Genomic DNA, 26824 nt, shown 5'->3' on the forward strand with positions numbered 1-26824 from the left:
TCAGAAACGCCCTAGGCCCTAGCGCCGCGCGCCCCCACCTGTGTCGTCGCGTACCGCTCCAGGAAGTCGGCGACCGGGCCGCGGTCGCGGTACGGGCCGAGCGCTCGGGCGGTGCCGTTCAGTATGGCCCGGATGCGGGCCGAGCGGACCTGGGTGAGCAGGGTGAGGACCCGTAGGGCGGCCGTGGCGGACTCCTCGGCGAGGCCGCCGGCCGCGAGGTTGCCGGCCAGTTCGGCGGTGAACAGGGCGATGTTCCGGGTGAAATGGGGGTCTTGGAGCGCCACCGCCCGGCGCGCGTGCTCCGCTGCGCGCCCCTTCTCACCCAATGCCGACCAGCACTGCGCCGTGAGGCCCGCCAGTTCGGCCTCCCCGTAGAAGCTCATCCACTCCGGGTCGCGCTCGCCGGGCCCGGCCGCGAACAGCCGCTCGGCCCGGACCAGGGTCCGCTCGCAGCCGGTGCGGTCGCCGAGCCCCGCCCAGCCGCCGGCCTCGCGCAGCGCCAGCAGCGACCGCAGACGGGGCGATCCGAGCCGCTTGGCGGCCTGTTGGGCGGCCTGCGCGGCCCGCACCGCCTCGCGCGGCCGGCCGGCGTCGCGGGCCAGGAAGGCGGTGTTGCAGAACGCGTGCGCCTCCAGGGCGGCGTCGCCGCAGACCCGGGCGGTGGACAGCGCCTCCGCGTAGTGCGAGCGGGCGTCGTCGAGGCGGCCGGAATCATGCGCCAACCAGCCTACGGAGAGGGCGAGTTCGCCGGCGCCGGCGTGCAACCGGTCGTAGACGGACCGGCGTTGGATGCCGGCGTCGAGCAGCTCGTAGGCGGCGCGCAGGGGTTGGGTGGCGCGCTGGTAGAGGCCGTCGGCGCCGTGCCGGTCGTCGAGCAGCCGGATCTTGCGGACGGCCTCCTCGACGGCGGTGGCCTCGGCGGCGCCGGCCCGGGTGCCGGGGGCGGTGCGGGGTCCGGGCACGGCGCCGGCCGGGTCGTCGGGGCCGGCCGGATAGAGGCCGGCCAGGCCCAGGGCGGCCGCCGGGCCGCCGGTGATGAACGCGCGACGTAGCACGTCGCTCTCCTCGGAGTTCTGGATACGGGTATCGCGGTGGTCGGTTGCCAGGGGCGTGGCGGCCCCCGTCCGCGCCCCCCGTCCGCGGACCGTCTCCCGCGGCGCGAACCCCATGTCGGGGAGCGTCAGCCCCGGGAACATGTGCCGGAACACCCGCTCGTAGGCGTAGTTCGGGCACCGGATCTCCCCGGACTCGACGCGGCCCACGTAGCGGGCGTCGCACGAGACCCGTTCGCCGATCTCGCGGGCGGACCGGCGGACCGTCGCCGCGAACTCGCCGGGCGACAGTCGGCCGCGCAACTGCCGGAAGGCGGTGTTCGGGCGGGCGGGGGCGGTGTGGGACGACGCTGAACGTGGAGCTTGCGACGCCATGGGCGACCTCCCCGTGCCCTGTTCCGTGCCATCGTGGCCTCGCCGCGTTCTGGCGGTGCGGCGGGGACGACCGTACCCGCTGTGACGGGTCCGCCACCCTGGGTTTGGCAACAAACCGGAATATCTCACCCGTGATCTGCCATGAAGCGCCATCCTTTGCAGCGTTCCGCCGCCGTAGCCGTTGACGCGTTTTCCCGTTGGAGACGGTGTAAAGGGTGTGGCGCGTGCAGGAGGAGGGGTTCTCCGTGTGGGAGACCGGCGTCAGCAGGGGCGGCAGCGGGTCCGCCGGCCGGGTCGCGGACCGCGAGGGGTGCGGCGCGACCGTGGGGAGCGCCGCCCAGCCCTGTGACCTGGTCACGGTGCCGGCCCGGCAGGGGCTGGAGGCGGTGGACATCCTGCGGCTGCGGGACGGCGTCGGCCCGGTCCTGCACGACGGCGCCTGCGACACCCTCGGCTTCCTGGTCCCGCCGGGGACGGCCGACGGGTGGGACGTGCCGGGCAGCGCCTGTACGCAGACGTCGGGGCGCGGGGTCCGCTTCGGCGGGCCGGACGACGGGGCCGCGGCGGAGCCGCCGGTGAAGGGCACCGGCTGGCTGGTGCCGCCGGAGGGGGCGTACGCCGACGCCACCGACCCGGTGGTGCTGCGGGCGGCGTTGGGCGAGGCGGCCCGCACGATCGAGGCGGTCGACCGCTGTCAGTGAGTCGACCGCTGTCGGTGAGGCGACGCGGAAAACGGTGGAGGGGCGGCCCGGGCCGCCCCTCCACCGTTTTCCGCTCCGACCGCTCCGCCGTCAGCGCTTCGAGAGCGAGTGCCCGCCGGGCTCCGGCGCCGGGGACGGGTCGGGCAACGAGACGCCCGGGGGCAGGCCCTGGGCCGGGGGCCCGGCGGGCGGGGCGGGCGGCTCGGCCGCCGGGCAGGGCCGACGGGTCGCGGCGAGCGCCCGGTCGTAGACGGCCATCAGCTCCTGGGCGCTGCGGTCGATGTCGTACCGCCGTACCACCGGCGGCACCGGCAGCCGGTCCGCGCCGTCGCGCCGCAACTCCCTCAGCGCGATGGCCAGTTCGTGCACGCCGGGGGTGACGCGGCGGGCGCCGGGGGCCTGGTCGGCGGGCAGGTCGTCGACGGCCGGGCAACTGCCGTAGAGGACGGGCAGCCCGGACGCCAGGGCCTCCAGGGTCGCCAATCCGAACGCCTCGTCCGGGGACGGCGAGACGAAGACGTCGATGGCCGACAGCAGGCCGGGGATGTCCGCCCCGTCGCCGGCCGCCGGCCCGTCCGCGCCGCCGCGGGCGCCGAGCAGGTGGATCCGGTCGCCGGACCCGAACTGCCCGGCCATCCGCCCCAACATCGCCCGCTCCGGCCCGTCGCCGGCCAACATCAGGTGCACGCCGGGGAGCTGGGTGATCGCCCGGACCAGCACGTCGAACCGCTTGCCGGGGACCAGGCGGCCGGCGCCGCCGACCACGAACGCGTCGGGCGGCAGGCCGAGTCGGGCCCGGACCGCGTCCCGGGCGGCGGGGTCGTGGGCGAAGCGGTGCGCCTCGATGCCGTTGGGCACCACGTGGATCCGCGACGCGGGGACGCCCCAGCGGCGCAGTCGGGCGGCGACGGTGTCGGAGACCGCGACGGTGGCCGAGCCCAGGCGCTCGGTGGCCCGGTACAGGGTGCGGACGCCGCGGGTCAGCCGCCGGCCCTCGATGACCGCGTCGCCCAACGAGTGTTCGGTGGCGACCACGGCGCGGACGCCGGCCAGCCGGGCGGCGATCCGGCCGTAGACGCAGGCTCGGTAGAGGTGGGTGTGGACGAGGTCGGGTCCGCTGGCGCGGATCAGGTCGACCAGACGGGGGAGTGCGGACAGGTCGCGGTGGCCGGTCATGCCGAGGTGGGTGACGGGGGTGCCGTCCGCCTCGATGGCCTCGGCGAGCGGGCCGGGGTTGGTCAGGGTGACGACCTCGCAGTGGGCGGGCAGCCGGCGCAGCAGCAGCCGCAACTGCTGCGCCGCGCCGCCCACTTCGAGGCCGGTGATGACGTGCAGGACTTTCACCGGATCCCTCCAGGGGTAGCGGCCGGGGTGGCCTGGTCGGCGGCCGGATCGGCCGCGTCGGGGGGCAGTGGACGGCGGTGCGGCGGTCGGGGGCGGCCGGCCAGCGCGGGCCGGGTCGGCGCGCCCGCGGTCATCGGCCCTCCCTGCGGAGCAGCCGGCGGGCCGTCGCCCGCAGCAGGATGCGCAGGTCCGCGCCCGGCGACCAGCCGTCGGCGTAGCGGGCGTCGAACCGCGCCCGGTCCTCGGCGCTGGCGCCCTCGCGCAACCCGTGCACCTGCGCCAGGCCGGTGAGGCCCGGCGGCATCGCGGCGACCCGGTCGGGGTGGCGGCGGGCCAACTCGGCGGCGCGCGAGGGGCGTTCGGGGCGCGGCCCGACCAGGCTCAGCTCGCCGCGCAGCACGTTGAAGAGTTGTGGCAGCCCGTCCAACGAGGTGGCGCGCAACCACTTGCCGAGGCGGCCGGGCCGGGCCCCGGGGCGCGCGGTGCGCAGCCGCAGCAGGGCGAAGCGGCGCCCGTCCCGGCCGGCCCGGTCCTGCCGGCACAGCACCCCGGGCCCGTCCACCAGCCGGACCGCCAGCGCGCAGGTGGCCAGCAGAGGGGCCGTCAACAGCAGCGCCACGGAAGCCAGGACGAGGTCCAGGGCCCGTTTGGCCGGGCCGCCGGGCCGGCGCCGGCCGGTGCGCAGCGGCCGGCAGGCGAACCCCCACAGGTGCCCGGTGCCGGGCGCCGGCGGCTGCCCGTCGTGGCCCGCGGCGGCCCCGGCCAGCCAGACGGCCGCGCCCTGCCGCAGGAACCGGTGCAGCAGCGCCGCGGCGTACGGGTCGCTCTCCGGCGGCAGGAGGAACACCGCGTCGCGGACGGTGTGCCGGATGACCGCGCGGGTCAGCGCCTCGGACGAGCGGAGCAGGGGCACCGTGGCGCCCGCCCCGGTCCCGTCGGGCACGGCCGGCCCGGTGGGCACCACGCCCACCGGGCGCAGTCCGTATTCCGGGTGTGCCCTCAGGGCCGCGGCGAGTTGCCGGGCGGTCGGCTCCGGGCCGACCAGCAGCGCCGACCGCGGCCGGCGCCGGGCGGCGGCGCGCCGCGCCCGGTACACCACGGCCCGCCCGGCGGCCGCCAACACCGCCTGGAGGACCACCCCGGCGGGCAGCGCCACCGGGCCCAACGCCCGTCCCGGTTGCAGCGCGGCCAGCGCCGCGGCCACCGCGCACCAGCCGGCCGCGGCCCGCCAGAGCAGCGGCGCCACCTCCTCCAAGGCGGCCGGGGCCGGGCCGGGGCGGTGGAGCCCGGCCCGCGCGGTGAGCAGCAGCAGGACCGGCACCAGCCCGGCGAGCAGCGCCGGATCCGCGCCCACGAGGAGGACCGCGCCGGCGGCGGCCAGCGCATCGGCCGCGGCCAGCAGGACGGGGACGGCGCGCCGCGGCACGGCCCGCCCCCCCCGCCGCGGACACCGGGGCGGGCGCCGCGCCCCGGCCCGTACGGACCGGGGCGGCGGGCCGCGGCAGCGCCCCGGCCGGCGGCCTGGGGCTCCGCCCGGCGCGGGCCGGGGGGAGTGTGCGCGCGCCCGGCCGTCATCGCCCGGCCCGCGCCGCGGTCAGGACGGGCGGCACGGCGAGCAGCTCCCGGTAGACGTTCAGCACCGCGCCCGCCGTCCGCTGCGCGTCGTGGGCCATCCGTACGTGGTCCCGCAGCCGCTCGCCGAGCGCGCCCCGCCGTTCGGCATCGGTCAGCAGCGTGGTCAGGGCCCCGGCGAGCGCGGCCGGGTCGCCGGGCGGCACCAGGCAGGCGTCGGCGGCGTCCGGCGGCAGGCACTCCCGGGCCCCGCCGACGTCGCTCAGCACCACGGGCCGGCCGCACGCCATCGCCTCCAACGGGGCCAGCGCCATCCCCTCCCAACGGGACGGCAACACCACCAGGTCCGCGGCCCGGTACCAGCCGACGGTGGTTTCGGCGGCGCCCGCGAAGACCACCCCGGGCGGCGCGGTCCGCCTCAGCGCCACCCGGTCCGGCCCGTCGCCGACCAGCACCAGACGGGCGCCCGGCACCGCCGCGGTCACCTTGGGCCAGGCCCGCAACAGCGTCGACTGGCCCTTCTGCGAGCACAGCCGCGCCACGCACACCACCAGCGGCGCCCCGGCCGGCACGGCGTCGCACAGCGCGGGCAGGGCATCGCGCAGTTCCTGCCGGGCGTCGTCGTCCCCCGGGGAGAACCGCCGCAGGTCCACGCCGTTGGTGATCACCACCCACCGGCCCGCCAACCGGGCGGCCGTCCCGCGCGCCCGTTGGGCCTCGCTCGCGCACAGCACCCGGTGGGTGCAGCGCACCACCCGCCGCTCCCGGGCCTCCCCGGCCCGCACGGTCAGCGCGCCGGCCGCCTCGAACGGCCAGCAGTGCGGCTGGTACACCGTCGGGATCCGCCCGCGCACCGCCAACCGGGCGGCGGCCCCGGCCCGTGCGCCGTGGACGTGGACGAGGTGCGGGCCGGTGCGCCGGACCAGCCGGGCCAGCCGTCGGGCCCCGGACAGCGCCGCCGCGAAGGCGCCGGCCGGCCACAGCACCACCTCGGCGCCCGCGGTGGCGGCCGCCGCGTGCAGGGTGCCGCCGGGCGGCGCGGCCACCACCACCCGCAGCCCGGCCGCCACCTGCGACCGCACCAGACCGGCGACGACATGGGCGAGCCCGCCGTCGACCGACCGGGACACATGCAGGACCGTGAGCCGCTCCTGGGGCGGCAGGTCTGGTGGCAACACGCGCACTGCTCCCCTGATTACCGAGCCGTCAGAACTTTCGCGGGAATTGCCGGCGTCTTCTCGCTCAGTGCCGCAGGCCGGCCTGGACGAAGAGCGCGCCGAGCGAATAGCCCGCCTTTCGGGTGGTGAAGCGGAATGTCGACCGGTCGCCCCCGTACCGGAGCGCCGGCGTCGGGTCGAGGACCTCGGAATCGAAGCCGGGAGCGTTTCGGCAAGCGGGCGCACCGGGCCGCTTCCGGTTGAAATCCGAATAAGTTGGGTTCGTCGCCGCATTCGCCAGTTCGGCGGAATGCCGGAGCACGACTGGAGTAATCCGGCCGGCCCGGGCGGAGTTTTCGCTCCCGTTTCCGGACGTTCCGTGATACGTCACGACGCCGGCCGGCCCCCGGGTGTGCGCGCGAAGGCGCAATCCGGCGAGCCGCACCGCGAATGTCCGACGGCGCCCGTCCCGCGCCTCACCTCCGTCCCGCACCGCCGGCCGCCGCAACGGCACCCTGCGGTTCCCGCAGACGGCAACCAGCGCCCAACTCCCCGCGGACGCCTGGTAGTCGCCGGCGCGCGCGGCCGTTGCGCAGTCCCGCCGCCAGGTCACCCAGGAGTTGGCGGCCCGGGCGATGCCGCCGTGCCCGGCCGCGTGGAAGCGCTCGGCGAAGGGAATTGGGGAGGATTCCCGCGGGGGCGGGGCGGCCACTGCCGAAGTCAGCGCGGCCGACAAAGCCGGGGCGGCGACCGCGCATACGGCGCCGCGCCCGGTGCGGTCCATCGACTTCCGCATCTCTTCTCTCCGACTTCAATCAGTCAAACAGGAGAGCACTCTGACAGAAATCATGCTGGAAATCGCGGCAGGCACGCCGCGCTGTGGTCCGGGTTTCCGATCCGTGGAATACCAGCCAGACAGCCTAATGAATCACCTCAAGTGGTAACGGCCGTATCCGTGACCCATATTGTTCGTTGTGTCCGATGCCCCATTCGCGAACTGAAAGGAGAATGGGATGAAGCGGTTCATCAAGACCGCCGCGATGGCCGCGGTCTCGTCAGCCCTGGTGCTGGGGGGCGCGGGTGTCGCAACCGCCGGCGACAACGGTGGTCACCACGGGCGTCAAGGCCGGCACCACCACGGCCGTGACTTCGGGCGTTACGACGAGGGTGGCCGCCATGGCCGGGGCGCGCACGCGAAGGGCTTCGCCGCGCACTCGCCGGGCGTCCTCAGCGGCAACGTCATCCAGATCCCGATCGACCTCCCGATCAACGTGTGCGGCAACAGCATCGACGTGATCGGGCTGCTCAACCCGGCCTTCGGTAACCACTGCCTCAACAAGTGATCCGGTGCCGGTCCGAAGGGACATCGGACCGGCTTGGGCTCCTGGCATGACAGGGGTGGACCGCCCACGGCCAAGGCCGCCGGGCGGTCCACCACCCGGCCTCCGCACAGCACCTGACCAGCGAATTCGCCACTGTGGCGGCACGCCATACTGGTGACATGGGAAGAACTAGGCGCGGGCGCGGCGGCCCGGAGTCCGTCACCGGCACGGTCGGTGGCGGCATCGCGGAACTGCGGCCCGACCGGGACCGGCCGCGCGGATGGACGCTGTTGATCGACGGCGCCCCGCAGTCCCATGTGGACCTCGACGACCCGGCGCACCTGGAATTCTCCTACCAGCGGCGGCTCGGCCACATCGCCGATCTGGCCGCCCCGCCCGGCGCACCGCTGCGCGTCGTCCATCTCGGCGGCGGCGCACTGACGTTGGCGCGGTACACCGCCGCGACCCGGCCGCGCTCCACCCAACAGGTCGTGGAGATCGACACCCCGTTGGTCCAACTGGTCCGCGAGCGGCTCCCGTTGGAGAGCGGCTGGCGGATACGGGTGCGCGGTGCGGACGCCCGCGCCGGACTGGCCAAGATCCCGGACGGCTGGGCGGACCTGGTCATCGCGGACGTCTTCGCCGGGGCCCGTACGCCCGCGCATCTGACCAGCGGCGAATTCGTGGCGGAGGTGCGGCGGGCGCTCCGGCCCGGCGGGCTCTACGCGGCCAACCTCGCCGACGGGCCGCCGCTGACGTTCCTGCGCGGGCAGATCGCCACCGTGCACACCGTCTTCCCCGAGCTGGCGCTGACCGCCGAGCCGGCCGTGCTGCGCGGCAGGCGGTTCGGCAACGCCGTGCTGCTCGCCGGGGACCTGCCGCTGCCGGTCGCGGAGTTGACCCGGCGGGCGGCCGGTGATCCGCACGCCGGCCGGGTCGAACACGGCCGGGCGCTGCTGGACTTCACCGGCGGCGCGGCCCCGGTCACCGACGCCACCGCGGTGCTCTCCCCGGCTCCGCCCGCCGGCGCCTTCATGTGAGAGTGGCCTGGCGGGCCGTCAATTGCCTTGTCAGGTGGTGCGGTTGAGGGTTTCCACTACCGGTGGGTGGCCGTTCCAGGTGCAGATCACCGAGGTGTGGGCGCCGTTGCCGGTGAAGTCGACGCGGAGCCACTGGTCCTGCCTCCAGACCTGCATCTCCCAGCCCGGGTTGGGGGTCGCCGAGACCAACTCGGCGGAGTCGGTGCCCAGGGAGAGGACCACCCGGCCGCCGGGGGTGGCGTAGTTGTGGACCCGGCCGCCGGCGGCCGGGGGCGGGTTGGTGCCCGGGGTGTTCGTGGGCGTGGCGGAGGGGCTGGTGGCGGTGCGGGCCGGGGCGGTGGTCCGCGCCGGGCGGTCGTCGGAGGACGGGGTGGGGCTCGCGGACGGCGGGGCGGACGGTTTGGGGCGGTGCGTGGAGGAGACCTGCGGCAGGGCCGAGGAGTCCACCTGGTCGGACAGGGGCAGCGCGCGCGGTGCGTCGTAGGCCGTGCCGGACAGCACGGTGTGCACGCCGAACCACGACAGGGTGACCGCGGCGCCGGTCGCCAGCGTCCAGGCCGCCGCGTGAACCAGACCTCGTTGCATCTGCGTCATCTTGCCCCACCCATAGGGCCGCTCGCAGCCCGCCCGGTACCGGGGGCGGCGGCGTCCGGCCGTCAACCTCGGGGCGGGAAACCCGCTCGTATGGCGTACGGTGCGGCCCATGGCACGAGTGCTCGTCGTCGAGGACGACCCGTTCGTACGCTCCGCGTTGATCCGGCACCTGACCGAGGCCGGGCACGCGGTGCGCAGCGTCGCGACCGCCCTGGAGGCGCTGCGCGAGGTCGCGCACGTCGGCTTCGACCTGGTCGTCCTCGACCTCGGACTGCCCGATCTGGACGGCGGCGAGGCGCTGAAGATGCTGCGCGGCATCACCGACGTCCCGGTGATCATCGCCACCGCGCGGGACGACGAGGCCGAGATCGTCCGGCTGTTGAACGACGGCGCCGACGACTACCTCACCAAGCCGTTCTCGGTCGAGCACCTCTCGGCCCGGATGGCCGCCGTGTTGCGCAGGTCCCGGGGTGCCGCCCCCGGGGCGGAACCGCCCTCACGAGTGATCCGGGTCGGCGGGCTGGCCATCGATCCGCTGCGCCGCCAGGCCGAGTTGGACGGCGCCGCGCTCGACCTGACCCGCCGCGAGTTCGACCTGCTGGCCTTCCTCGCCGAGCGCCCCGGCGTCGTCGTCCCCCGCAAGGAGCTGCTGGCCGAGGTGTGGCGGCAGTCCTACGGGGACGACCAGACCATCGACGTCCATCTTTCCTGGCTGCGCCGGAAGTTGGGGGAGACCGCCGCCCGGCCGCGGTACCTGCACACCCTGCGCGGCGTCGGCGTGAAGCTGGAGCCCCCCGCGGTGAGGGGTGCCGCGCCGTGAGGTGGGCGCTGGTGAAGGTGGCCCTGGCGGTCACCACGATGGTCGTGGTCGCGTTCGCCGTCCCGTTGGGGCTGGTGGTCAAGGAGATGGCGTCCGACCGTGCCTACGGGGGCGCCGAGCGGCAGGCCGCCGCCCTCGGGCCGGTGCTCGCCATCACCACCGACCGCACCCAGCTCGAACGGGCCCTGGCCAGCGCCGAGACCGGCCCCGGCGAGCGGATCGGCATCCACGTCCCGGCGGGCGCCCAGGGCGGCGGGCCGGCCGAGATCGGCGCCCGCCGGGCCGCCCCCGCCGACATCGCCGCCGCGGTCCGGCTCGGCCGGGCCTCCATCGCCCAGGTGCCCGGCGGCACCGCGCTGCTCCAACCCACCGCGGTCGCCTCCGGCATCGCCGTCATCGAGGTGTACGTCCCCGATGCCGCGCTCACCAACGGGGTGGCCACCTCCTGGGCGATCCTGGCCGGCGTCGGCCTGGCGCTGGTGATCGGCTCGGTCGCGGTCGCCGACCGGCTCGGCACCCGGATGGTGCGTCCCGCCGGGCGACTGGCCGTCGCCGCCCACGATCTGGGCCGGGGTGACCTGGGCGTCCGCGTCCGGGAGGACGGCCCGAAGGAATTGCGCTCGGCGGCCAGCGCGTTCAACTCCATGGCCGACCAGGTCGTCCAACTACTAGCCAACGAGCGGGAGTTGGCCGCCGACCTCTCGCACCGGCTGCGCACCCCGCTGACCGTGCTGCGGCTCAACGCCGCCTCGCTCGGCGACGGCCCGGCCGCCGAGCAGACCCGGGCCGCCGTCGAGCAGTTGGAGCGCGAGGTCGACCAGATCATCCGCACCGCCCGCGCCCAACGGGAGCAGAGCGCCCAGGCCGCCGCGGCGGCCGGCTGCGACGCCGCCGAGGTGATCCGCGAACGGATGGACTTCTGGTCGGCGTTGGCCGAGGACGAGGGCCGCACGGTCCGGGTCGCCGGCGCGGACCGCCCGGTGCGGGTCCCGGCCGCCCGCCCCGACCTGGCCGCGGCCCTGGACGCCATGCTCGGCAACGTCTTCCGGCACACCCCCGAGGGCACCGCGTTCGCCGTCGACGTCCACAACGCCGACGACGCGGTGATCGTGCTGGTCTCCGACGCCGGGCCGGGCATCGCCGACCCGGCCGCCGCGCTGCGCCGCGGCCACGGGGGCGGCGGCGCGGGCTCCACCGGGCTGGGCCTGGACATCGTCCGCCGGCTCGCGGAGTCCACCGGGGGCGACGTGCGGATCGGCCGCTCGGTGCTCGGCGGCACCGAGGTCCGGGTCTGGCTGGCGCTGGACGGCCGGCGCGCCGCCGGCGGCACCCGGCGCGGGCACCGGCTGCGCCGCCGGCTCGGCGCCCGCCGCCGACGGGGTGCGCGCACCGCGCCGGACGCCGGGGACCGCCGGCCTTAACCGCCCCCTTCGGCTTCCTTAACGCGGCCATAAGTCCCCCAACCGCCGTACCGAAACCGGCATTTGTCCGTTTCGCTGCCGCTAGCGTGCGGGGCGCACCCCTGGGCCCTGGGCCGTCGGACAGGCCCTGGAGGTGTGCCCCCACCCCATGCGACGACAGGCAGGCACGCCATGAGTTCCTCGGCACACCGGCGCCGTACGAGCCGCACCACCAAGCTGATCGGGACCGCGATGGCCGGCGCGCTGGCGGTCGGCGGCGGGATCGCCGTCGCCGGCTCCGCGCTGGCCACCAAGGCCCCGCAGCCCGGCGCCGCCGCCCGCGCCGGCTTCTCCCCGTACGTGGACACCTCCCTCTACCCCGCCTACGACCTGACCGGCACCGCGCAGAAGGCCGGGGTGAAGGAGTTCACCCTGGCCTTCCTCACCTCCGCCGGCGGCTGCGTCCCCAAGTGGGGCGGCTCGGGCGACCTCGGCGGTGACGCGGTGGCCCAGCAGATACCGGCGCTGCGCAAGGCCGGCGGCGACGTCCGGGTCTCCTTCGGCGGCGCCAACGGCACCGAACTGGCCGCCGCCTGCTCCTCCGCGTCCCAACTGGCCGCCGCCTACGGCAAGGCCATCGACCAGTTCAAGCTCACCAAGGTCGACTTCGACATCGAGGGCGGCGCGCTGCCGAACGCGGCCGCCAACACCCGTCGGGCCCGCGCCATCGCCCAGCTCCAGAAGCAACACCCGGGCCTGGACGTCTCGTTCACCCTCCCGGTGATGCCCGAGGGCCTCACCCCGGACGGCGTGGGCCTCCTCGCCGACGCCAAGAAGAACGGCGTCAAGATCTCCGCCGTCAACATCATGGCGATGGACTACGGCTCCTCCTACGGCGGCAACATGGGCACCTACGCCACCCGGGCCGCCACCGCCACCCAGGGGCAGGTGAAGAAGACCCTCGGCCTGAGCGACGCGGACGCCTGGAAGGCCGTCGCCCTCACCCCGATGATCGGCGTCAACGACGTCCAGGGCGAGGTCTTCACGCTCGACGACGCGGCCGCCCTGGTGAAGTTCGCCCAGAGCAAGCACCTGTCCCGACTGTCGATGTGGTCCGCCACCCGCGACAAGCCCTGCCCCGGTGGACCGTCCCGCTCCGCCCAGCCGACCTGCAGCTCCCTCGCCCAGGCCCCGCTGGCCTTCAGCAAGGCGTTCGCCGCCTACACCGGCTGACCCCCCACCGGTCCGGGCCCCCACGTCCCGGACCGCTCCTACGGCGGGGCGCGGCGGCCCCCACCCCCACCCGCCGCGCCCCGCCCCCTTCTCGGTACGGCGGACGGCCGCCGGTCAGCCGCCGGCGCGCACCGCGGCCCGGAACGCGATCGGCGTGATCCCGGCCTGCCGTTGGAAGAACTTGCTGAAGTTGGTGGCGTCCGCGAAACCCAGCCGGTCCGCGATCCGCGAGGCCGGCTGGTCGCCGTGCGCCAACAGCCGCTTGGCCTCCAGCACCACCCGCCGGTCGATGAACTCCTTCGCCCCGACGCCGGCCGCCGTCTCGGTGGCCCGGGAGAGCGTGCGGGGCGCGTACCCCAACGACCGGGCGTAGTCGGCGACCCGGCGGCTGCGGGTGAACCCGCGCTCCACCGCGTCCCGGAACCGCAGATACGTCTCGCCCGCCTCGCACGTCCCACCGTCCGGCCCGTCCGCCGGCCCGCCCTGGTGCGCGGCCCGCAGCACCAGGACGGCCAACAGGTGCCGCAGCACGTCCAGATGCACCTCCAGCGGCAGCCCGCCCAACGTCCCGAACTCGCGGTGCAGATGCCCCAGGGCCTCGTCCAGCGCGCGGGCGGCGGCACCCTCGGGGCGTCGTACGGCGGGCCCGTACCAGTCCTCGATCCGGGCCGCGGTGGCGGTCGCCGGGTCCAGGAAATCGGACTCGAAGAGCACCAACCGCCCCTCCGCGCCCGCCAGATCGCCGAAGTGCTGCACCTGTCCGGGCCGTGACCACAGCAGGTCCCCGGGGGTGAGGAGGTGCTCCCGGAAGTCGACGGAGTGGATCAGCCGCCCGCGGTCCAGGGCCAGCAGGTGGTGGAAACCGGGCCGGTGCGGCGTCGACAGTTGGCAGGCTTCCGCGCGCTCGCGCAGCTCGGCGAGGGTCAGCACCTCCACCCCGGCGGGCCGCCCGACCGGCGCGGAGAACGGCACCTCGCGGATCGCCCCTGCATCCTCTCGGGGATCCTGTCGCTTATTCACCATGACCCGTCGCCTCGCTACCCCGGAATCTCCCGTTCGTACCCCTAGCGTAGGAGACGTCAGCACCGCTGATGGCGGAAAACGGCAGCCACACCTCGGCGACCGGAACACCGCGGTCCGTAGGGCATACCTCGCCCCCTCAAGGAACCACTGGGAGAACCCACCATGTCCAAGATCGCTCTCTTCGGGGCCAACGGCACCATCGGCAGCCGCATCCTCGACGAGGCCCTGCGCCGCGGCCACCAGGTCACCGCGGTCGTCCGCGACCCCGCCAAGCTCACCAAGAGCGACCCCCACCTCACCGTGGTCACCGGCGACGTCCTCGACCCGGAGTCCGTCGCCGAGGTCGTCAAGGGCCAGGACGTGGTGGTCAGCGCGGTCGGCGGCGGCGACGGCCCGGGCCACATCGCCACCATCCGGCCCGCCGCGGAGGCGCTGGTCGCCGGCGTGCGGACGCTGGGCAACGACGCGCCGCGGCTGCTCTCGGTCGGCGGTGCCGGCTCGCTCCGCAAGCCGGACGGCACCCAGGTCTGGGAGGCCGACCGCCTCCCGGTCTTCCTGCTCCAGATCATGCACGCGCACGGCGACGCGCTGGACTTCTACCGCACCGTCTCCGACGTCCGTTGGACCAACCTCAGCCCGGCCGCCACCATCGAGCCCGGCGAGCGCACCGGCACCTACCGGACCGCCATCGACGACCTGATCGTCGCCGAGGACGGCAGCAGCCGGATCTCCGCCGAGGACTACGCCGTCGCCCTCCTGGACGAGATCGAGCAGCCGCGCCACATCGGCGAGCGTTTCACCGTCGGCTACTGAGCATCCGTCCGGTGGCCCGCCGCCCTTGTGTGCGGCGGCACTTGACCCGGAAAACACCCGAGGCCCCCGATCCGAAGATCGGGGGCCTCGATGCTGGGGTGAGTAACGGGACTCGAACCCGCGACATCCTGGACCACAACCAGGTGCTCTACCAGCTGAGCTATACCCACCAAGACCGGTGCTGTGTGGTTCCTTTTCCCCACCGGCTGAGAAAAAGTGTACAGGCTCCGGAGGGGTGCTCGCTCCCAGGTTTCGTGTCCCCGGGAGCGAGCTGCGTCACTGCTTCGCCGACTCCGGTTCGGCGGGCAGCTTGTGCTTGGCCGCAATGGCCTTCGCGGTCTCCGAGTCCGGCCCCGGCTGGGGCACGAACACGGCCTCCCGGTAGTAGCGCAACTCCGCGATGGATTCACGGATGTCGGCCAGCGCCCGGTGGTTGCCGTTCTTGTCCGGACTGTTGAAGTACGCCCGCGGGAACCAGCGCCGGGCCAGTTCCTTCACGGACGACACATCGACGATCCGGTAGTGCAGATAGCTCTCCAGGGTGGGCATGTCGCGCAGCAGGAAGCCGCGGTCGGTCCCGACGGAGTTACCGCACAACGGCGCCTTCCCCGGCTCCGGCACGTGCTGCTTGATGTACTCCAGCACCTGTGCCTCGGCCGCTTCCAGCGTCGTCCCGGCGTCCAGCTCGGCCAGCAGCCCGGAGGCGGTGTGCATCTGCCGCACCACCTCCGGCATGGTGGTCAGCGCCTCGGCCGGGGGACGGACCACCACATCCACTCCGTCACCCAGCACGTTCAGTTCCGAGTCGGTGACCAGGGCGGCCACCTCGATAAGCGCGTCACTCGCCAGCGAGAGTCCGGTCATCTCGCAGTCGATCCACACCATGCGATCGTTCATACGTCTCACCCTACGGGGCGCTCCCGCTGGCCGGGGAGCACGGGGCGAGCGGCCCCGCGGCCGACCGGGGTCTCCGGAAGACGTGCGGCATACCCCTCCGGCTGCGGCCTGCCCGCGTCGACCGCCTCGGCGGCCAACCCGTGCCCGCCCAGCGCGGCCGCGGAGAACCGCTCGGCCGCCAGCGCCGCCCGCTCGCGCTCCGGCGGACGGTCGGCCCGCTCCGGTCGCAGTGTGGGCTCCGGCGCGCCGTTCTGCGGCCGACGGGCGCGGTAGGCCGCCCGGTAGGCCGCGGGCGAGGCGCCGAGCTGCCGTCGGAAGTGGCCGCGCAGCGCGACCGGCGAGCGGAACCCGCAGCGGCCGGCGACCTCGTCCACCGAGTAGTCGGAGGTCTCCAGCAGCCGCTGGGCCTGGAGGACCCGTTGGGTGATCAGCCACTGGAGCGGTGCGCTGCCCGTGAGGGAGCGGAACCGCCGGTCGAAGGTGCGCCGGCTCATGTACGCGCGGGCGGCCAGCGTCTCCACGTCGAACTGCTCGTGGAGGTGCTCCAGCGCCCAGGCGACGACCTCGGCGAGCGGGTCGGCGCCGATCTCCTCTGGTAATGACCTGTCCAGGTAGCGCTGGTGCCCGAGGTCGGACGCGGTCCGCCGGGGCGGGACGACCAGGCGGCGGGCGAGCGCGTTGGCCGCGTCGGCGCCGTGGTCGGTGCGCACGATGTGCAGGCAGAGGTCGATGCCGGCGGCGGTGCCCGCGGAGGTGAGCACGTCGCCGTCGTCGACGAACAGCTCGCGCGGGTCCACGTGGACGGACGGATAACGCTTGGCGAGCGTCGGCGCGTACATCCAGTGCGTGGTGGCCGGGCGGCCGTCGAGCAGTCCGGCCGCGGCGAGGACGAACGCCCCCGTGCACAGCCCGACGATCCTGGCCCCCTCCTCGTGCGCGCGGCGCAGTGCGTCGAGCGCCGCGGGCGGCGGGGCCTGGGTGATGGAGCGCCAGGCCGGCACGACGACCGTCCCGGCGCGGGAGATCGCCTCCAGCCCGTAGGGGGCGGATAGTTCGAGCCCCCCGGTGGTGCGCAAAGGCGCATCTTCGCCAGCGCACACAAGTAGTCGGTACCTCGGAACACCGGCATCCTGTCGGTCGATGCCGAAGACCGAGAGCGGAATAGAGCTCTCGAAAATGGGGCCGCCACTAAAGAGGAGCACCGCGACTATTTCGCGGCGTCGTCGGGCGGCGAGCTTGCGTGCGGCGTCTGGTACAGCAGCGGAGTCCTGGCTCATGGCACTTAAGCCCCCCTCGGTCGTCTCGCCCTCTCGGTCCTGCACAGTTCCCCCGCCGTCCCAACCAAGATCGAATCTACTGTGCCCCGTGAGGATGGAGCGCCAAGTTCACCACCCACTGGTATGTCGATATGGCAACTTGGCGCGAAGCATTCGATCACGAAGCGTTCCACTCGTCGGCCCTGCATGAAAAGTGCGCGTCTCGGCTCTGCCCGTTCGCAGTAGGGCACAACCATGCCCACCGGTCCTTTCCGCCCAGCTCACACCTGGGTTGAGGGGGGTCAGGGGCAAGGGTTCAGCCAGGGCTCGAAGTTGGCCGAAAACGGTCCTGCGCAGACTTGCGAACGCCTCAATCGACCGGCGTACGCCTTTCGTTGTACCGTCCGCCCCCTCGTGCTTCCGTCCCATTACGTCCGCTTTTGTTCGGGTGGTGTTCTGCGCTCGTGGTACGTGCCACCGGCACACCATCCGTCCGCCCGCGGGGAGTCGGGGGCGGGGGCGCCCTTCTTTGTTCGGGGGTGGTGCGGGTGATCAAGGTGAGGGGCGTCGGGGTCGACCCGATGCCGTCGCGTGGTCGCGCCGGAGCTCACCGAGTTGAGTGATCTCTTGGGCGGCGCCGGGGACATGGCGCTCGACGCCGTCCGGCCACTACCGCACCGCCGGCGACGTTCACAAGGTGTCGCCGGGGTACGTACGGGGGCATGGCGGGGCATTGCCAACCGCGCCACGCTCCGGCATGCTCCGGGGAACGCTTGCGGCCCCGGGTGCTCCTGGAGGCCCTCACCGGACCGTGTGCGTTCTGGGCAGTGGAGGAGTAGCGCCGTACTCTTGGGGTATCGGCTTGGGAAGACGATTCCGAGTCGTATCGTTCCTCTTTGAACTAAGGCGCCGGCTCCTCGGTCGAGTCGCCCAGGTCAACTGCCGGATCAAGTCAATCGCCGTTCCCCGTTCGCCCCTCCGCAAGAGGACGTTCTCGCCGAGACACCCATGGCCGGTCACGAATCCCCCGAACCCGCGGACCGCAAGCAGGTCGCCGATCCGACGGCGGACCTCGAAGCAGCGGAACAGAAGCGCCACGCCTGCGATCCCGCCTTCCAGCACGGCGTCGTGGTCGGCTTCGACGGCTCCATGTCGAGCGAACGCGCGTTGGCGTATGCAATCGGTATGGCCCGCCGCCACGGCTCCGGCCTGATCATCGTCCACGTCGCCAACCGGCTGCCGACGACGGTCTGGGCGGGCTGCGAGCCCCCGGTCTTCGTCGACGTCCCCGACCACCGCACCGAGGTGCTGGGGCTGGAGCTCGCCTGCGCCGACCACCTCGCCGAGGTCCCCTGGATCCTCGTCGAGCGCGGCGGCGACATCTGCCACGAGCTGGAGGAGGTCGGCCGGGAGTACGAGGCCGACGCGATCGTGGTGGGCTCGACCCACGGCATCGTCGGCCGGATCTTCGGCTCGGTCGCCGGCCGGCTCGCCCGCCGCGCGCAGCGGCCGGTCATGGTCATCCCCTGAGGCCCGCGAGGGTCGTTGCCGCGTGCGCCCCGATGCGCCCCCGTGCACCCGTCGGCGGCGCGCGCCGGCGCGCGGGTCAACTCCCTTGTGCGCCCGACCGGTTGATCGATTCTCCTTCGCGCGTCCACAGTTGAGGGGACGTCATGAGGATTGTGGGTAGCGGGCGTCCGGTTGTCGTCCGGAGGTTGGTTGTGCGCTTGTGACGGGTAGAAAACCGTCGCAACCGCGTGCTGCCGACCGGGAAGTGACGGATCCCGGGGTGGCGGCATCCCGCCGGCGTAATGGGCGACGCCGGCAAGGGGAGGCGCCGGCTCCGCGTGCGTATGGTGGCACGCACGCGGAGCCAGCGGTCTTCGCGGCTGAACCGCCGCTGCTTTCGCGGAACGGGTCGCTCGCCGCGGGAGCTGCCCGATCGTCGCTTCGGTGGGATCGGTGAAGATCTGATCCACCGGCCGTGTGGGTCCTACTCCACCGTCACGGACTTGGCGAGGTTGCGGGGCTTGTCGATGTCGCGCCCGAGGGCCAACGCGGTGTGGTAGGCGAGGAGTTGGAGCGGGATGCCCATCAGGATCGGGTCCAGCTCGGGCTCGTTCTTCGGCACCACGATGGTGTGGTCGGCCTTCTCCTGCTCGTCGTGCGCGACGGCGAGGATCCGGCCGCTGCGGGCCTTGATCTCCTCCAGCGCGGCGCGGTTCTTCTCCAGCAGGTCGTCGTCCGGCACGATCGCCACCGTCGGCATCGCCGGCTCGATGAGGGCCAGCGGGCCGTGCTTGAGCTCCGAGGCCGGGTACGCCTCGGCGTGGATGTACGAGACCTCCTTGAGCTTCAGGGACGCCTCGCGGGCCACCGGGTAGCCGCGCACCCGGCCGATGAACATCATCGACTTGGCGTCCGCGTACAGCGCCGACAGTCGCTTGATCTCGTCCTCGCCCTTGAGGATCTCGTCGATCTGGCCGGGCAGCTTCCGCAGGCCCTCGATGATCCGCTTGCCGTCCGCGACCGACAGGTCCCGGATCCGGCCCAGGTGCAGGGCGAGCAGCGCGAAGGAGACCACCATGTTGGTGAAGCACTTGGTGGAGACCACGCAGACCTCCGGGCCGGCGTGCACGTAGATGCCGCCGTCGGTCTCCCGGGCGATCGCCGAGCCCACCACGTTGACCAGGCCCAGCACCCGGGCGCCCTTGCGCTTGAGCTCCTGGACGGCGGCCAGCACGTCGTAGGTCTCACCGGACTGGGAGACCGCGACGTAGAGGGTGTCGGGGTCCACGACCGGGTTGCGGTAGCGGAACTCGGAGGCCGGCTCGGCGTCCGAGGGGATGCGGGCCAGCTCCTCGATCATCTGGGCGCCGATCTGGCCCGCGTGGTACGAGGTGCCGCAGCCCAGGATCTTCACCCGGCGCACCGCACGCGCCTCGCGGGCGTCGAGGTTGAGGCCGCCGAGGTGGACGGTGGAGAAGCGGTCGTCGATCCGGCCGCGCAGCGCCCGGTCCACCGCCTCCGCCTGCTCGGAGATCTCCTTGTGCATGTAGGTGTCGTGGCCGCCCAAGTCGTAGGACTCGGCCGCGTACTCGACGGTCTCCGGCGTCGCCGTCGTCCGCGAGCCCTCGGTGGTGTAGGTCCGGTAGTCGTCGGCCTTGAGGGTGGCCATCTCGCCGTCGTCGAGGGTGACGACCTGGCGGGTGTGCGAGACCAGCGCGGCGACGTCGGACGAGACGAACATCTCGTGCTCGCCGATGCCCAGGACGACCGGGGAGCCGTTGCGGGCGACCACGATGCGGTCGGTGAAGTCGGCGTGCAGGACGGCGATTCCGTAGGTGCCCTCGATGTGGCGGAGCGCCTCGCGGACCTTCTCCTCCAGGCTGGGGGCGGCGGAGCGGCCGATGAGGTGGGCGAGCACCTCGGTGTCGGTCTCGGAGGCGAAGGCCACGCCGTCGGCGGTCAGACGGGCGCGCAGATCGGCGGCGTTGTCGATGATGCCGTTGTGGACGACGGCGACCTTGCCCTCGGTGTCGAGGTGCGGGTGGGCGTTCTCGTCGGTGGGGGCGCCGTGGGTGGCCCAACGGGTGTGCGCGATGCCGGTGGTGCCGGCGAAGCGCTTCGGCAGCCGGGACTCCAGCTCGCGGACCCGGCCCTTGGCCTTGGCGGTCTTCAGGCCGCCGGCCTTGCCGGTGCCGCTCGCGTGGAGGGCGATGCCGGCCGAGTCGTAACCGCGGTACTCCAGGCGCGCCAGGCCCTCAAGGAGCAGCGGCGCGACATCGCGCTTGCCGATGTATCCGACGATCCCGCACATACGGTGACCCTTCTCATTGGCGTTCGGTGGGTGCCCGGTCGTCTTCGATCCGTCCGGGGCTGTGGTCCGGTTCCGCTGCGGCCGTCAGCCGTAGACGAGGCGGCGCAACTGGCGGAGCGAGAGCGGCGGTGGGGACACGGCGCGGTGCGGCAGCTCGTGGGAGATCCGCTCGAAGATCGCCTCGTTCCGCAGCCCCTGGGACTGCAGTTCGCGGTGTCTGCGGCGGACGAAGCCCTCCGTCGTCTCGTCGAAGTACGCCAGCACGTCCAGCACCACCCGGGCCGCCTCGCCGCGCTGGAGCGGCGTGCTGCGGACCAGGTGGTCGATGAGGTCCTCGTGGGACGGGCGGCGTTCGAGCACCCGTCGATATTGCGGGGCGTCGGAGAGAATCGCAAGAAATCTGCCCGATATCGGGCAGGGAGCGCGGAACGCATGCGGAAATTGGTCTGCACCTTGACCGACCCCCGGGTGCGCGGTACGCATGGTAGCCATCCGGTCGCTCCACGCCATGCAGAAACGTGCCGCCACAGAACGTGCCGCCGACGTAGCTCGCCGAAGGGACGTCCATGAGACGACCAAGACTGCTGATTCCGCTGTTGCTGGTCGCGGCGGCGGGGACCGCGGCGGGCGCGTCCGCCGCCCCCGCGCCGGGCGCACCGGCCGCCGCCACCCCGCTGGACCGGGTCGTCCCGGCGCCCGCCGCGGTCCGCCCGGGCGGCGGCGCGTTCACGCTCGGCAGCGGGACCCGGATCCGGGTGCCCGCGGGCTCCGGCGAGGCACGGCGGATCGCCGGCTATCTGGCCGGGCTGCTGCGGTCGGCCACCGGCTTCCCGCTGCCGGTCACCACCCGCGGCGGCGCGGACGGCATCGTCTTCCGGCTCGGCGGCCGGGACGCCCGCGGGCTGGGCGAGGAGGGCTACCGGCTCACCTCCGGCGGCCGCGCGGTCACCATCAGCGCCGCCCGCCCCGCCGGCCTCTTCCACGGCGTGCAGACCCTGAGGCAACTGCTGCCGGCCGCCGTCGAGAAGCGCAGCCGGCAACCGGGCCCCTGGCGGGTAGCCGGCGGCACCATTCTCGACACCCCGCGCTACGCCTACCGCGGCGCGATGCTGGACGTCTCCCGGCACTTCTTCACCGTCGAGCAGGTCAAGCGGTACATCGACCAGCTCGCCCAGTACAAGGTCAACGCGCTGCATCTGCACCTCTCCGACGACCAGGGCTGGCGGATCGCGATCAACTCCTGGCCGCGGCTGGCGCGTTACGGCGGCTCCACCGAGGTCGGCGGCGGCCGTGGCGGCCACTACAGCAAGGCCGACTACCGCGAGATCGTCCGCTACGCGGCCAGCCGCTATCTGACCGTGATCCCCGAGATCGACATGCCCGGCCACACCAACGCCGCGCTCGCCTCGTACGCCGACCTCAACTGCGACGGGAAGGCGCCGCCGCTCTACACCGGCACCAAGGTCGGCTTCAGCTCGCTGTGCGTCTCCAAGAAGATCACCTACGAGTTCGTCGACGACGTCCTCCGCGAGCTCGCGGCGCTCACCCCCGGCCGCTATCTGCACATCGGCGGCGACGAGTCGCATTCCACCAGTCACCCGGACTACGTCACCTTCATGGACACGGTGCAGCCGCTGGTCGCCAAGTACGGGAAGACCGTGGTGGGTTGGCACGAGCTGACCGGGGCGCACCCCGTCAAGGGCGCCATCGCCCAGTACTGGGGGCGGGACAAGACGGGCGCGGCGGAGCGGCAGCGGGTCGTCGACGCGGCCCGGCGCGGCACCCGGCTCGTCCTGTCGCCCGCCGACCGCGCCTACCTCGACATGAAGTACGACAAGGACACCCCGCTGGGCCTTACGTGGGCCGGCTATGTGAGCGTCCGGCGCTCCTACGACTGGGACCCGGGCGACTATCTGGCGGGGGTGCCGGCCGGCGCGGTGCTGGGCGTCGAGGCGCCGATGTGGGCCGAGACGCTGGAGAGTTCGGCCAACCTCGAATACCTGGCCTTCCCGCGGCTGGCCGGAATCGCGGAGCTGGGCTGGTCGCCGGCGCGGACGCACGACTGGGACGCGTACAAGGCGCGCCTGGCCGCCCAGGGACCACGCTGGGACGCCCAGGGCATCGACTACTACCGGGCGCCGGAGGTGCCTTGGGTGGGGCGGTGAGGTGGGGTGGCCCCCGCGGGCGTCACGGCCGACCCAGGGGGCGCGGCAAGGCGCCCGCCCCCTAAGGGTCGCCCCTAGAACCCCAACTCCCTCGCGATCAGCATGCGTTGGACCTCGCTGGTGCCCTCGCCGATTTCCAGGATCTTGGCGTCGCGCCACATGCGGGCGACCGGGTACTCGTTCATGAAGCCGTAGCCGCCGTGGATCTGGGTGGCCTCGCGGGCGTTGTCCACCGCGATTTCGGAGGAGTAGAGCTTGGCGAGCGCCGCCTCCTTCTTGAACGGTTCGCCGTGGACGAGGCGGGAGGCGGCGTCGCGCCAGGCCAGTCGGGAGGTGTGGGCGCGCATCTCCATGTCGGCCAGCTTGAACTGGATGGCCTGGTTGGCGCCGATCGGGCGGCCGAAGGCGTGCCGCTCCTTGGCGTACTTGACCGATTCGTCGACGCAGCCCTGGGCCAGGCCCGTCGCCAGGGCGGCGATGGCGATCCGGCCCTCGTCGAGGGTGCGCAGGAACTGGGCGTAGCCGCGGCCCTCCTCGCCGAGGAGGTTGCCGACCGGGACGCGGACGTCGGAGAAGGAGAGCTCGCGGGTGTCGGAGGCGTTCCAGCCGACCTTGGAGTACGGGGCGGCGACGGTGAAGCCGGGGGTGCCGGACGGCACGATGATCGCGGAGATGAGCGGGGAGCCGTCGGCTTTGCGGCCGGTGACCGCGGTGACGGTCACCAGACCGGTGATGTCCGTACCGGAGTTGGTGATGAAGCACTTGCTGCCGTTGATGACCCAGTCCTCGCCGTCACGGACGGCCGTGGTGCGGGTGGCGCCGGCGTCCGAGCCGCCGTCCGGTTCGGTGAGGCCGAACGCGCCCAGCACCTCGCCGCTGCACAGCTTCGGCAGCCACTCCCGCTTCTGCTCCTCGGTGCCGAAGCGGTAGATCGGCATGGCGCCCAGCGAGACGCCGGCCTCCAGGGTGATGGCCACCGAGGAGTCGACCCGGGCCAGCTCCTCCAGGGCGATGCCCAGCGCCAGGTAGTCGCCGCCCATCCCGCCGTACTCCTCGGGGAACGGCAGGCCGAACAGACCCATCTGCCCCATCTGGCGGACGATGTCGTAGGGGAAGGCGTGCTGCTCGTAGTACGCGCCGATCTCCGGGGCGACGACGTCGTGCGCGAACGCCTCCACGGTGCGCCGGAGTTCCTCCAGCTCGTCGGGTAGACGGTGGTCCAGGGACATGGTCACTCACTCCTTGTGGGAGAGGGCACGGACGGTGCGCGAGGGGCTGGGGCGGCCCAGGACCCCGGCCAGCCAGGCGCTGGTCGCGGTGAGTCGCTCCAGGTCGACGCCGGTCTCGATGCCGAGGCCGTGCAGCATCCACACGAGGTCTTCGGTGGCGAGGTTGCCGGTGGCGCTCTTGGCGTACGGGCAGCCGCCCAGGCCGCCCGCCGAGGCGTCGATGGTGGTGACGCCGTGCTGGAGCGCGGCGAAGGTGTTGGCGAGCGCCTGCCCGTAGGTGTCGTGGAAGTGGACGCCGAGCGCGGAGGTCGGCACGCCCGCCTCGTTGAGCGCCGCGAGCAGGTGCTGGACGTGGCCGGGGGTGGCCACGCCGATGGTGTCGCCCAGGCTCAACTCGTCGCAGCCCAGGTCGAACAGGGCCCGGCAGACCCGCACGACCTGGGCGATCGGGACCGGGCCCTCCCAGGGGTCGCCGAAGCACATCGAGAGGTAGCCGCGGACGTGGACCTTCTCGTCCCGGGCGCGGCGGACCACCGGTTCGAACATGGCCAGCGCCTCGTCGACGGTGCGGTTGAGGTTGGCCCTGGCGAACGACTCGGTGGCGCTGCCGAACACCGCGATCCGGCGGGCGCCCAGCGCCAGGGCCCGGGAAAGGCCCCGCTCGTTGGGCACCAGCACCGGGAGCTGCCGCGGGTCCAGCCCGTCCAGCATCGGGAACAGCCGCTCGGCGTCGGCGAGTTGGGGCACCCACTTGGGGTGCACGAAGCTGGTGGCCTCGATCACCGGCAGCCCGGCGGCGGCCAGGCGGCGGATGAACTCGGCCTTGGTCTCGGTGGGGACGACGGTCTGTTCGTTCTGGAGGCCGTCGCGCGGGCCGACCTCGTGGATCCGCACGCGGGTGGGCAGGCCCTCGGCGGCCACCTCCATCGGCAGCCCGGCGGCCGGGGTCGCGATCGGCTCGGTCATGCCGTGGTCTCCTCGTCGGCGCGCGGGGCGGTGTCGTCCTGGGGTGCGGCGTCCTCGTGCGGGGCGACGACGGCCAGGACCTGGTCCATGGCCACCGTGCTGCCGGGGGTGACGTCCAACTCGGTGACCGTCCCGGCGTGCGGGGCGGAGATCACGTGCTCCATCTTCATCGCCTCCACCACCAACAGGCCCTGGCCGGCGCTCACTTCGTCGCCGACCGCGACCTTGACGACGGTGACGGTGCCCGGCATCGGGGCGGCGAGGGTGTCCACGCCGTGCCCGCGGGCCGCCGCGCGCAGCGCCTCGGCCACCGGGTCGTGGTCGGTGACGTGCCAGGCGTCGCCGTCCCGGCCCAGCCAGTCGCCGCCGCGGTGAAAGGCGTGCCGGACGCCGTCGACGGTGACGGTCACCTCGTCCGCGGTGACCTCGTAACGCTCCGGGGCGGTGCCGGGACGGACGTCGTAGGCCACCGGGTCGTGCCCGGGGACGCGCAGCCAGTGGCGGACCGGGGCGGGCTCGCCGCCGAGCCGGAAGCCGGTGGGGGCGGCGAACGGGTCGCGCCAGCCGGCCTCGTCGGCGGCCGGCTCCAGGGCGGCCTGCCGGACCGCGGCGGCCGCCGCGTACACCTCGTCCGGCACCCCGGCGGCCACCAGGTCGGCCGCCACCCGCTCCACCAGGCCGGTGTCCAACTCGCCGGAGACCACGTCCGGGTGGGCCAGCAGCCGGCGCAGGAAGCCGGCGTTGGTGGGCACGCCGAGGGTGACGGTGGCGGCCAGCGCGGCCCGCAGCGTGCGCAGGGCGCCGGCCCGGTCGGGGCCGTGCGCGATGACCTTGGCGAGCATCGGGTCGTAGCGGCTGCCGACCTCGACGCCCTCGGTGAGGCCGGAGTCGGTGCGCACGCCGTCGCCGGCCGGCTCACGCAGGGTCAGCACGGTGCCGCCGGTCGGCAGGAAGTCGCGGGAGGGGTCCTCGGCGCAGATCCGGGCCTCGATCGCGTGCCCGGTGAAGGTGACCTCCTCCTGGGTGTGGGGCAGGCGGGCGCCGGCGGCGATCCGCACCTGCCACGCGACGAGGTCGAGCGGGCCGGCGTCCGGGCCGAGGGAGACGGCCAGTTCGGTGACCGGGTGTTCCACCTGGAGGCGGGTGTTCATCTCCATGAAGCAGTAGCCGGCCGGGTCCTTGCCGGGGACGATGAACTCGACGGTGCCGGCGCCGCGGTAGCCGCAGGAGCGGGCCGCCTGGACGGCCGCCGCGCCCATCGCGGCCCGGGTGGCCTCGTCCAGCAGGGGCGAGGGCGCCTCCTCGATGATCTTCTGGTGGCGGCGCTGGAGGGAGCACTCGCGCTCGCCGAGGTGGAGGACGTTGCCGTGGCCGTCGGCCAGCACCTGGATCTCGATGTGCCGGGGCCGGTCGATCCACCGCTCCACCAGCAGGGTGTCGTCCCCGAAGGAGGAGCGGGCCTCGCGGCGGGCGGCGGCGATCTCGTCGGCCAGGAGGGCGGCGTCCCGCACCAGGCGCATGCCCTTGCCGCCGCCGCCCGCGGACGGCTTGAGCAGCACCGGCATGCCGATCTCCCGTGCGGCGGCGGCCAGTTGGTCGTCGGTCAGGCCGCTGCCGGAGGAGCCGGGGACGACCGGGACGCCGGCGGCGCGGACCGTCTCCTTGGCTCGGATCTTGTCGCCCATCAGGTCGATGGCGTCCGCCGGCGGTCCGATGAAGACCAGCCCGGCGTCGGTGCAGGCGCGGGCGAAGGCGGCGTTCTCGGCGAGGAAGCCGTAGCCGGGGTGGACGGCCTGGGCGCCGGTGCGCGCGGCGGCGTCCAGCAGGCGCTCGATGGAGAGATAGCTCTCCGCGGCCGGGGCCGGGCCGATCCGGACCGCGGTGTCGGCCTCGCGGACGTGCCGGGCGTCGGCGTCCGCGTCGCTGTAGACCGCGACGGAGCGGATGCCGAGGGCGCGCAGCGTCCGGATGACGCGGACCGCGATCTCCCCGCGGTTGGCGACCAGGACGGTGTCGAACAGGCCGGTGGCGAAGCTGGTCATAGG

Annotated in this window: 23 protein-coding genes, 1 tRNA gene and 1 pseudogene; 9 read left to right on the forward strand and 16 right to left on the reverse strand. The window is 73.8% G+C overall.

Annotated features, from left to right (window positions below; all coding sequences use genetic code 11):
* Positions 1 to 11: 11 nt before the first annotated feature.
* Complete coding sequence (locus PV796_RS24755; RefSeq protein ID WP_274915573.1) at positions 12 to 1427, reverse strand: tetratricopeptide repeat protein; 1416 nt, start codon at positions 1425 to 1427, stop codon at positions 12 to 14.
* A 215-nt stretch (positions 1428 to 1642) separates the two neighbouring features.
* Between PV796_RS24755 and PV796_RS24760 the strand changes: the two genes are divergently transcribed.
* Positions 1643 to 2128 (forward strand): hypothetical protein, encoded by a 486-nt coding sequence (locus PV796_RS24760; protein ID WP_274915574.1) that lies wholly within the window; start codon positions 1643 to 1645, stop codon positions 2126 to 2128.
* A gap of 90 nt (positions 2129 to 2218) precedes the next feature.
* On the opposite strand, the gene PV796_RS24765 is transcribed toward PV796_RS24760, so the two are convergent.
* From PV796_RS24765 to PV796_RS24785, 5 genes are all read right to left on the reverse strand, one after another.
* Positions 2219 to 3472, reverse strand: a complete 1254-nt coding sequence (locus PV796_RS24765; protein WP_274915575.1) for a glycosyltransferase — start codon at positions 3470 to 3472, stop codon at positions 2219 to 2221.
* Positions 3469 to 3606, reverse strand: a complete 138-nt coding sequence (locus PV796_RS24770; protein ID WP_274915576.1) for a hypothetical protein — start codon at positions 3604 to 3606, stop codon at positions 3469 to 3471. The genes PV796_RS24765 and PV796_RS24770 overlap by 4 nt, the downstream gene beginning before the upstream one ends.
* Positions 3603 to 4898 carry a sugar transferase gene (locus PV796_RS24775; RefSeq protein WP_274915577.1) on the reverse strand — a complete coding sequence of 432 codons (1296 nt, stop codon included), beginning with the start codon at positions 4896 to 4898 and terminating at the stop codon, positions 3603 to 3605. The genes PV796_RS24770 and PV796_RS24775 overlap by 4 nt, the downstream gene beginning before the upstream one ends.
* A 145-nt stretch (positions 4899 to 5043) precedes the next feature.
* Positions 5044 to 6222, reverse strand: coding sequence for a glycosyltransferase family 4 protein (locus PV796_RS24780; protein ID WP_274915578.1), 1179 nt, complete (start codon positions 6220 to 6222; stop codon positions 5044 to 5046).
* A 64-nt stretch (positions 6223 to 6286) separates the two neighbouring features.
* The gene (locus PV796_RS24785; RefSeq protein WP_274915579.1) at positions 6287 to 6997 is read right to left on the reverse strand and encodes a hypothetical protein; all 711 of its coding nucleotides are present in this window, start codon (positions 6995 to 6997) and stop codon (positions 6287 to 6289) included.
* Between the two features lie 217 nt (positions 6998 to 7214).
* On the opposite strand from PV796_RS24785, the gene PV796_RS24790 reads away from it, so the two are divergent.
* Both PV796_RS24790 and PV796_RS24795 read left to right on the forward strand, forming a co-directional pair.
* Positions 7215 to 7544, forward strand: a complete 330-nt coding sequence (locus PV796_RS24790; RefSeq protein ID WP_274915580.1) for a chaplin — start codon at positions 7215 to 7217, stop codon at positions 7542 to 7544.
* 158 nt (positions 7545 to 7702) lie between these two features.
* Entirely contained in the window at positions 7703 to 8563 is an 861-nt protein-coding gene (locus tag PV796_RS24795) for a spermidine synthase (protein ID WP_274915581.1), read from the forward strand.
* Positions 8564 to 8593: 30 nt separating this feature from the next.
* On the opposite strand, the gene PV796_RS24800 is transcribed toward PV796_RS24795, so the two are convergent.
* Positions 8594 to 9148, reverse strand: coding sequence for a hypothetical protein (locus PV796_RS24800; protein WP_274915582.1), 555 nt, complete (start codon positions 9146 to 9148; stop codon positions 8594 to 8596).
* A 118-nt stretch (positions 9149 to 9266) separates the two neighbouring features.
* On the opposite strand from PV796_RS24800, the gene PV796_RS24805 reads away from it, so the two are divergent.
* The 3 genes and pseudogenes from PV796_RS24805 to PV796_RS24815 all read left to right on the forward strand — a co-directional run.
* Positions 9267 to 9977 carry a response regulator transcription factor gene (locus PV796_RS24805; protein WP_274915583.1) on the forward strand — a complete coding sequence of 237 codons (711 nt, stop codon included), beginning with the start codon at positions 9267 to 9269 and terminating at the stop codon, positions 9975 to 9977.
* Entirely contained in the window at positions 9974 to 11398 is a 1425-nt protein-coding gene (locus tag PV796_RS24810) for a sensor histidine kinase (RefSeq protein ID WP_274915584.1), read from the forward strand. Before PV796_RS24805 ends, PV796_RS24810 begins: the two co-directional genes overlap by 4 nt.
* A gap of 288 nt (positions 11399 to 11686) precedes the next feature.
* Positions 11687 to 12610, forward strand: a pseudogene (locus tag PV796_RS24815) (chitinase); the annotation flags it as partial.
* Between the two features lie 114 nt (positions 12611 to 12724).
* Here PV796_RS24815 and PV796_RS24820 read toward each other — a convergent pair.
* Complete coding sequence (locus tag PV796_RS24820) at positions 12725 to 13633, reverse strand: helix-turn-helix domain-containing protein (RefSeq protein WP_274915585.1); 909 nt, start codon at positions 13631 to 13633, stop codon at positions 12725 to 12727.
* A gap of 162 nt (positions 13634 to 13795) precedes the next feature.
* Here PV796_RS24820 and PV796_RS24825 point away from each other — a divergent pair, with 162 nt between their 5' ends.
* Entirely contained in the window at positions 13796 to 14446 is a 651-nt protein-coding gene (locus PV796_RS24825; RefSeq protein ID WP_274915586.1) for an NAD(P)-dependent oxidoreductase, read from the forward strand.
* Positions 14447 to 14540: 94 nt separating this feature from the next.
* Here the strand turns inward: PV796_RS24825 and PV796_RS24830 are convergent.
* The 3 genes from PV796_RS24830 to PV796_RS24840 all read right to left on the reverse strand — a co-directional run bounded on the left by PV796_RS24830 (position 14541) and on the right by PV796_RS24840 (position 16620).
* Positions 14541 to 14616, reverse strand: a tRNA-His gene (locus tag PV796_RS24830).
* A 106-nt stretch (positions 14617 to 14722) separates the two neighbouring features.
* Positions 14723 to 15343 carry an oligoribonuclease gene (gene orn, locus PV796_RS24835; RefSeq protein ID WP_274915587.1) on the reverse strand — a complete coding sequence of 207 codons (621 nt, stop codon included), beginning with the start codon at positions 15341 to 15343 and terminating at the stop codon, positions 14723 to 14725.
* Positions 15344 to 15348: 5 nt separating this feature from the next.
* Entirely contained in the window at positions 15349 to 16620 is a 1272-nt protein-coding gene (locus PV796_RS24840; RefSeq protein WP_274915588.1) for a GlxA family transcriptional regulator, read from the reverse strand.
* A gap of 987 nt (positions 16621 to 17607) precedes the next feature.
* Here PV796_RS24840 and PV796_RS24845 point away from each other — a divergent pair.
* The gene (locus tag PV796_RS24845; RefSeq protein WP_274915589.1) at positions 17608 to 18129 is read left to right on the forward strand and encodes a universal stress protein; all 522 of its coding nucleotides are present in this window, start codon (positions 17608 to 17610) and stop codon (positions 18127 to 18129) included.
* A gap of 463 nt (positions 18130 to 18592) precedes the next feature.
* Here PV796_RS24845 and glmS read toward each other — a convergent pair whose 3' ends face one another.
* Together glmS and PV796_RS24855 are read right to left on the reverse strand one after the other, a co-directional pair.
* The gene (gene glmS, locus PV796_RS24850) at positions 18593 to 20419 is read right to left on the reverse strand and encodes a glutamine--fructose-6-phosphate transaminase (isomerizing) (RefSeq protein WP_274915590.1); all 1827 of its coding nucleotides are present in this window, start codon (positions 20417 to 20419) and stop codon (positions 18593 to 18595) included.
* An 84-nt stretch (positions 20420 to 20503) separates the two neighbouring features.
* Positions 20504 to 20779, reverse strand: coding sequence for a hypothetical protein (locus tag PV796_RS24855; RefSeq protein WP_274915591.1), 276 nt, complete (start codon positions 20777 to 20779; stop codon positions 20504 to 20506).
* 206 nt (positions 20780 to 20985) lie between these two features.
* Between PV796_RS24855 and PV796_RS24860 the strand changes: the two genes are divergently transcribed.
* Positions 20986 to 22584 carry a beta-N-acetylhexosaminidase gene (locus tag PV796_RS24860; RefSeq protein WP_274915592.1) on the forward strand — a complete coding sequence of 533 codons (1599 nt, stop codon included), beginning with the start codon at positions 20986 to 20988 and terminating at the stop codon, positions 22582 to 22584.
* Between the two features lie 74 nt (positions 22585 to 22658).
* Here PV796_RS24860 and PV796_RS24865 read toward each other — a convergent pair whose 3' ends face one another.
* Genes PV796_RS24865 through PV796_RS24875 form a run of 3 tightly spaced genes read right to left on the reverse strand, consistent with a single transcriptional unit; the run spans position 22659 to position 26821 of the window.
* A complete protein-coding gene (locus PV796_RS24865; protein ID WP_274915593.1) occupies positions 22659 to 23813 on the reverse strand; it encodes an acyl-CoA dehydrogenase family protein in 1155 nt (384 codons plus the stop codon).
* Between the two features lie 6 nt (positions 23814 to 23819).
* The gene (locus PV796_RS24870; RefSeq protein WP_274915594.1) at positions 23820 to 24779 is read right to left on the reverse strand and encodes a hydroxymethylglutaryl-CoA lyase; all 960 of its coding nucleotides are present in this window, start codon (positions 24777 to 24779) and stop codon (positions 23820 to 23822) included.
* Complete coding sequence (locus PV796_RS24875; protein WP_274915595.1) at positions 24776 to 26821, reverse strand: ATP-binding protein; 2046 nt, start codon at positions 26819 to 26821, stop codon at positions 24776 to 24778. The genes PV796_RS24870 and PV796_RS24875 overlap by 4 nt, the downstream gene beginning before the upstream one ends.
* Between the last annotated feature and the right edge of the window lie 3 nt (positions 26822 to 26824).

It is taken from the genome of Streptomyces sp. WZ-12, assembly GCF_028898845.1.
GTDB lineage: Bacteria > Actinomycetota > Actinomycetes > Streptomycetales > Streptomycetaceae > Streptomyces.

Excerpts from the sequence above, each read along its gene's own strand:
- PV796_RS24755 (WP_274915573.1), bottom strand. The coding sequence starts at position 1,427 with ATGGCGTCGCAAGCTCCACGTTCAGCGTCGTCCCACACCGCCCCCGCC.
- PV796_RS24770 (WP_274915576.1), bottom strand. The coding sequence starts at position 3,606 with ATGACCGCGGGCGCGCCGACCCGGCCCGCGCTGGCCGGCCGCCCCCGA.
- PV796_RS24785 (WP_274915579.1), bottom strand. The coding sequence starts at position 6,997 with ATGCGGAAGTCGATGGACCGCACCGGGCGCGGCGCCGTATGCGCGGTC.
- PV796_RS24790 (WP_274915580.1), top strand. The coding sequence starts at position 7,215 with ATGAAGCGGTTCATCAAGACCGCCGCGATGGCCGCGGTCTCGTCAGCC.
- PV796_RS24795 (WP_274915581.1), top strand. The coding sequence starts at position 7,703 with ATGGGAAGAACTAGGCGCGGGCGCGGCGGCCCGGAGTCCGTCACCGGC.
- PV796_RS24800 (WP_274915582.1), bottom strand. The coding sequence starts at position 9,148 with ATGCAACGAGGTCTGGTTCACGCGGCGGCCTGGACGCTGGCGACCGGC.
- PV796_RS24805 (WP_274915583.1), top strand. The coding sequence starts at position 9,267 with ATGGCACGAGTGCTCGTCGTCGAGGACGACCCGTTCGTACGCTCCGCG.
- PV796_RS24820 (WP_274915585.1), bottom strand. The coding sequence starts at position 13,633 with ATGGTGAATAAGCGACAGGATCCCCGAGAGGATGCAGGGGCGATCCGC.
- PV796_RS24825 (WP_274915586.1), top strand. The coding sequence starts at position 13,796 with ATGTCCAAGATCGCTCTCTTCGGGGCCAACGGCACCATCGGCAGCCGC.
- orn (WP_274915587.1), bottom strand. The coding sequence starts at position 15,343 with ATGAACGATCGCATGGTGTGGATCGACTGCGAGATGACCGGACTCTCG.
- PV796_RS24840 (WP_274915588.1), bottom strand. The coding sequence starts at position 16,620 with ATGAGCCAGGACTCCGCTGCTGTACCAGACGCCGCACGCAAGCTCGCC.
- PV796_RS24845 (WP_274915589.1), top strand. The coding sequence starts at position 17,608 with ATGGCCGGTCACGAATCCCCCGAACCCGCGGACCGCAAGCAGGTCGCC.
- glmS (WP_274915590.1), bottom strand. The coding sequence starts at position 20,419 with ATGTGCGGGATCGTCGGATACATCGGCAAGCGCGATGTCGCGCCGCTG.
- PV796_RS24860 (WP_274915592.1), top strand. The coding sequence starts at position 20,986 with ATGAGACGACCAAGACTGCTGATTCCGCTGTTGCTGGTCGCGGCGGCG.
- PV796_RS24865 (WP_274915593.1), bottom strand. The coding sequence starts at position 23,813 with ATGTCCCTGGACCACCGTCTACCCGACGAGCTGGAGGAACTCCGGCGC.
- PV796_RS24870 (WP_274915594.1), bottom strand. The coding sequence starts at position 24,779 with ATGACCGAGCCGATCGCGACCCCGGCCGCCGGGCTGCCGATGGAGGTG.
- PV796_RS24875 (WP_274915595.1), bottom strand. The coding sequence starts at position 26,821 with ATGACCAGCTTCGCCACCGGCCTGTTCGACACCGTCCTGGTCGCCAAC.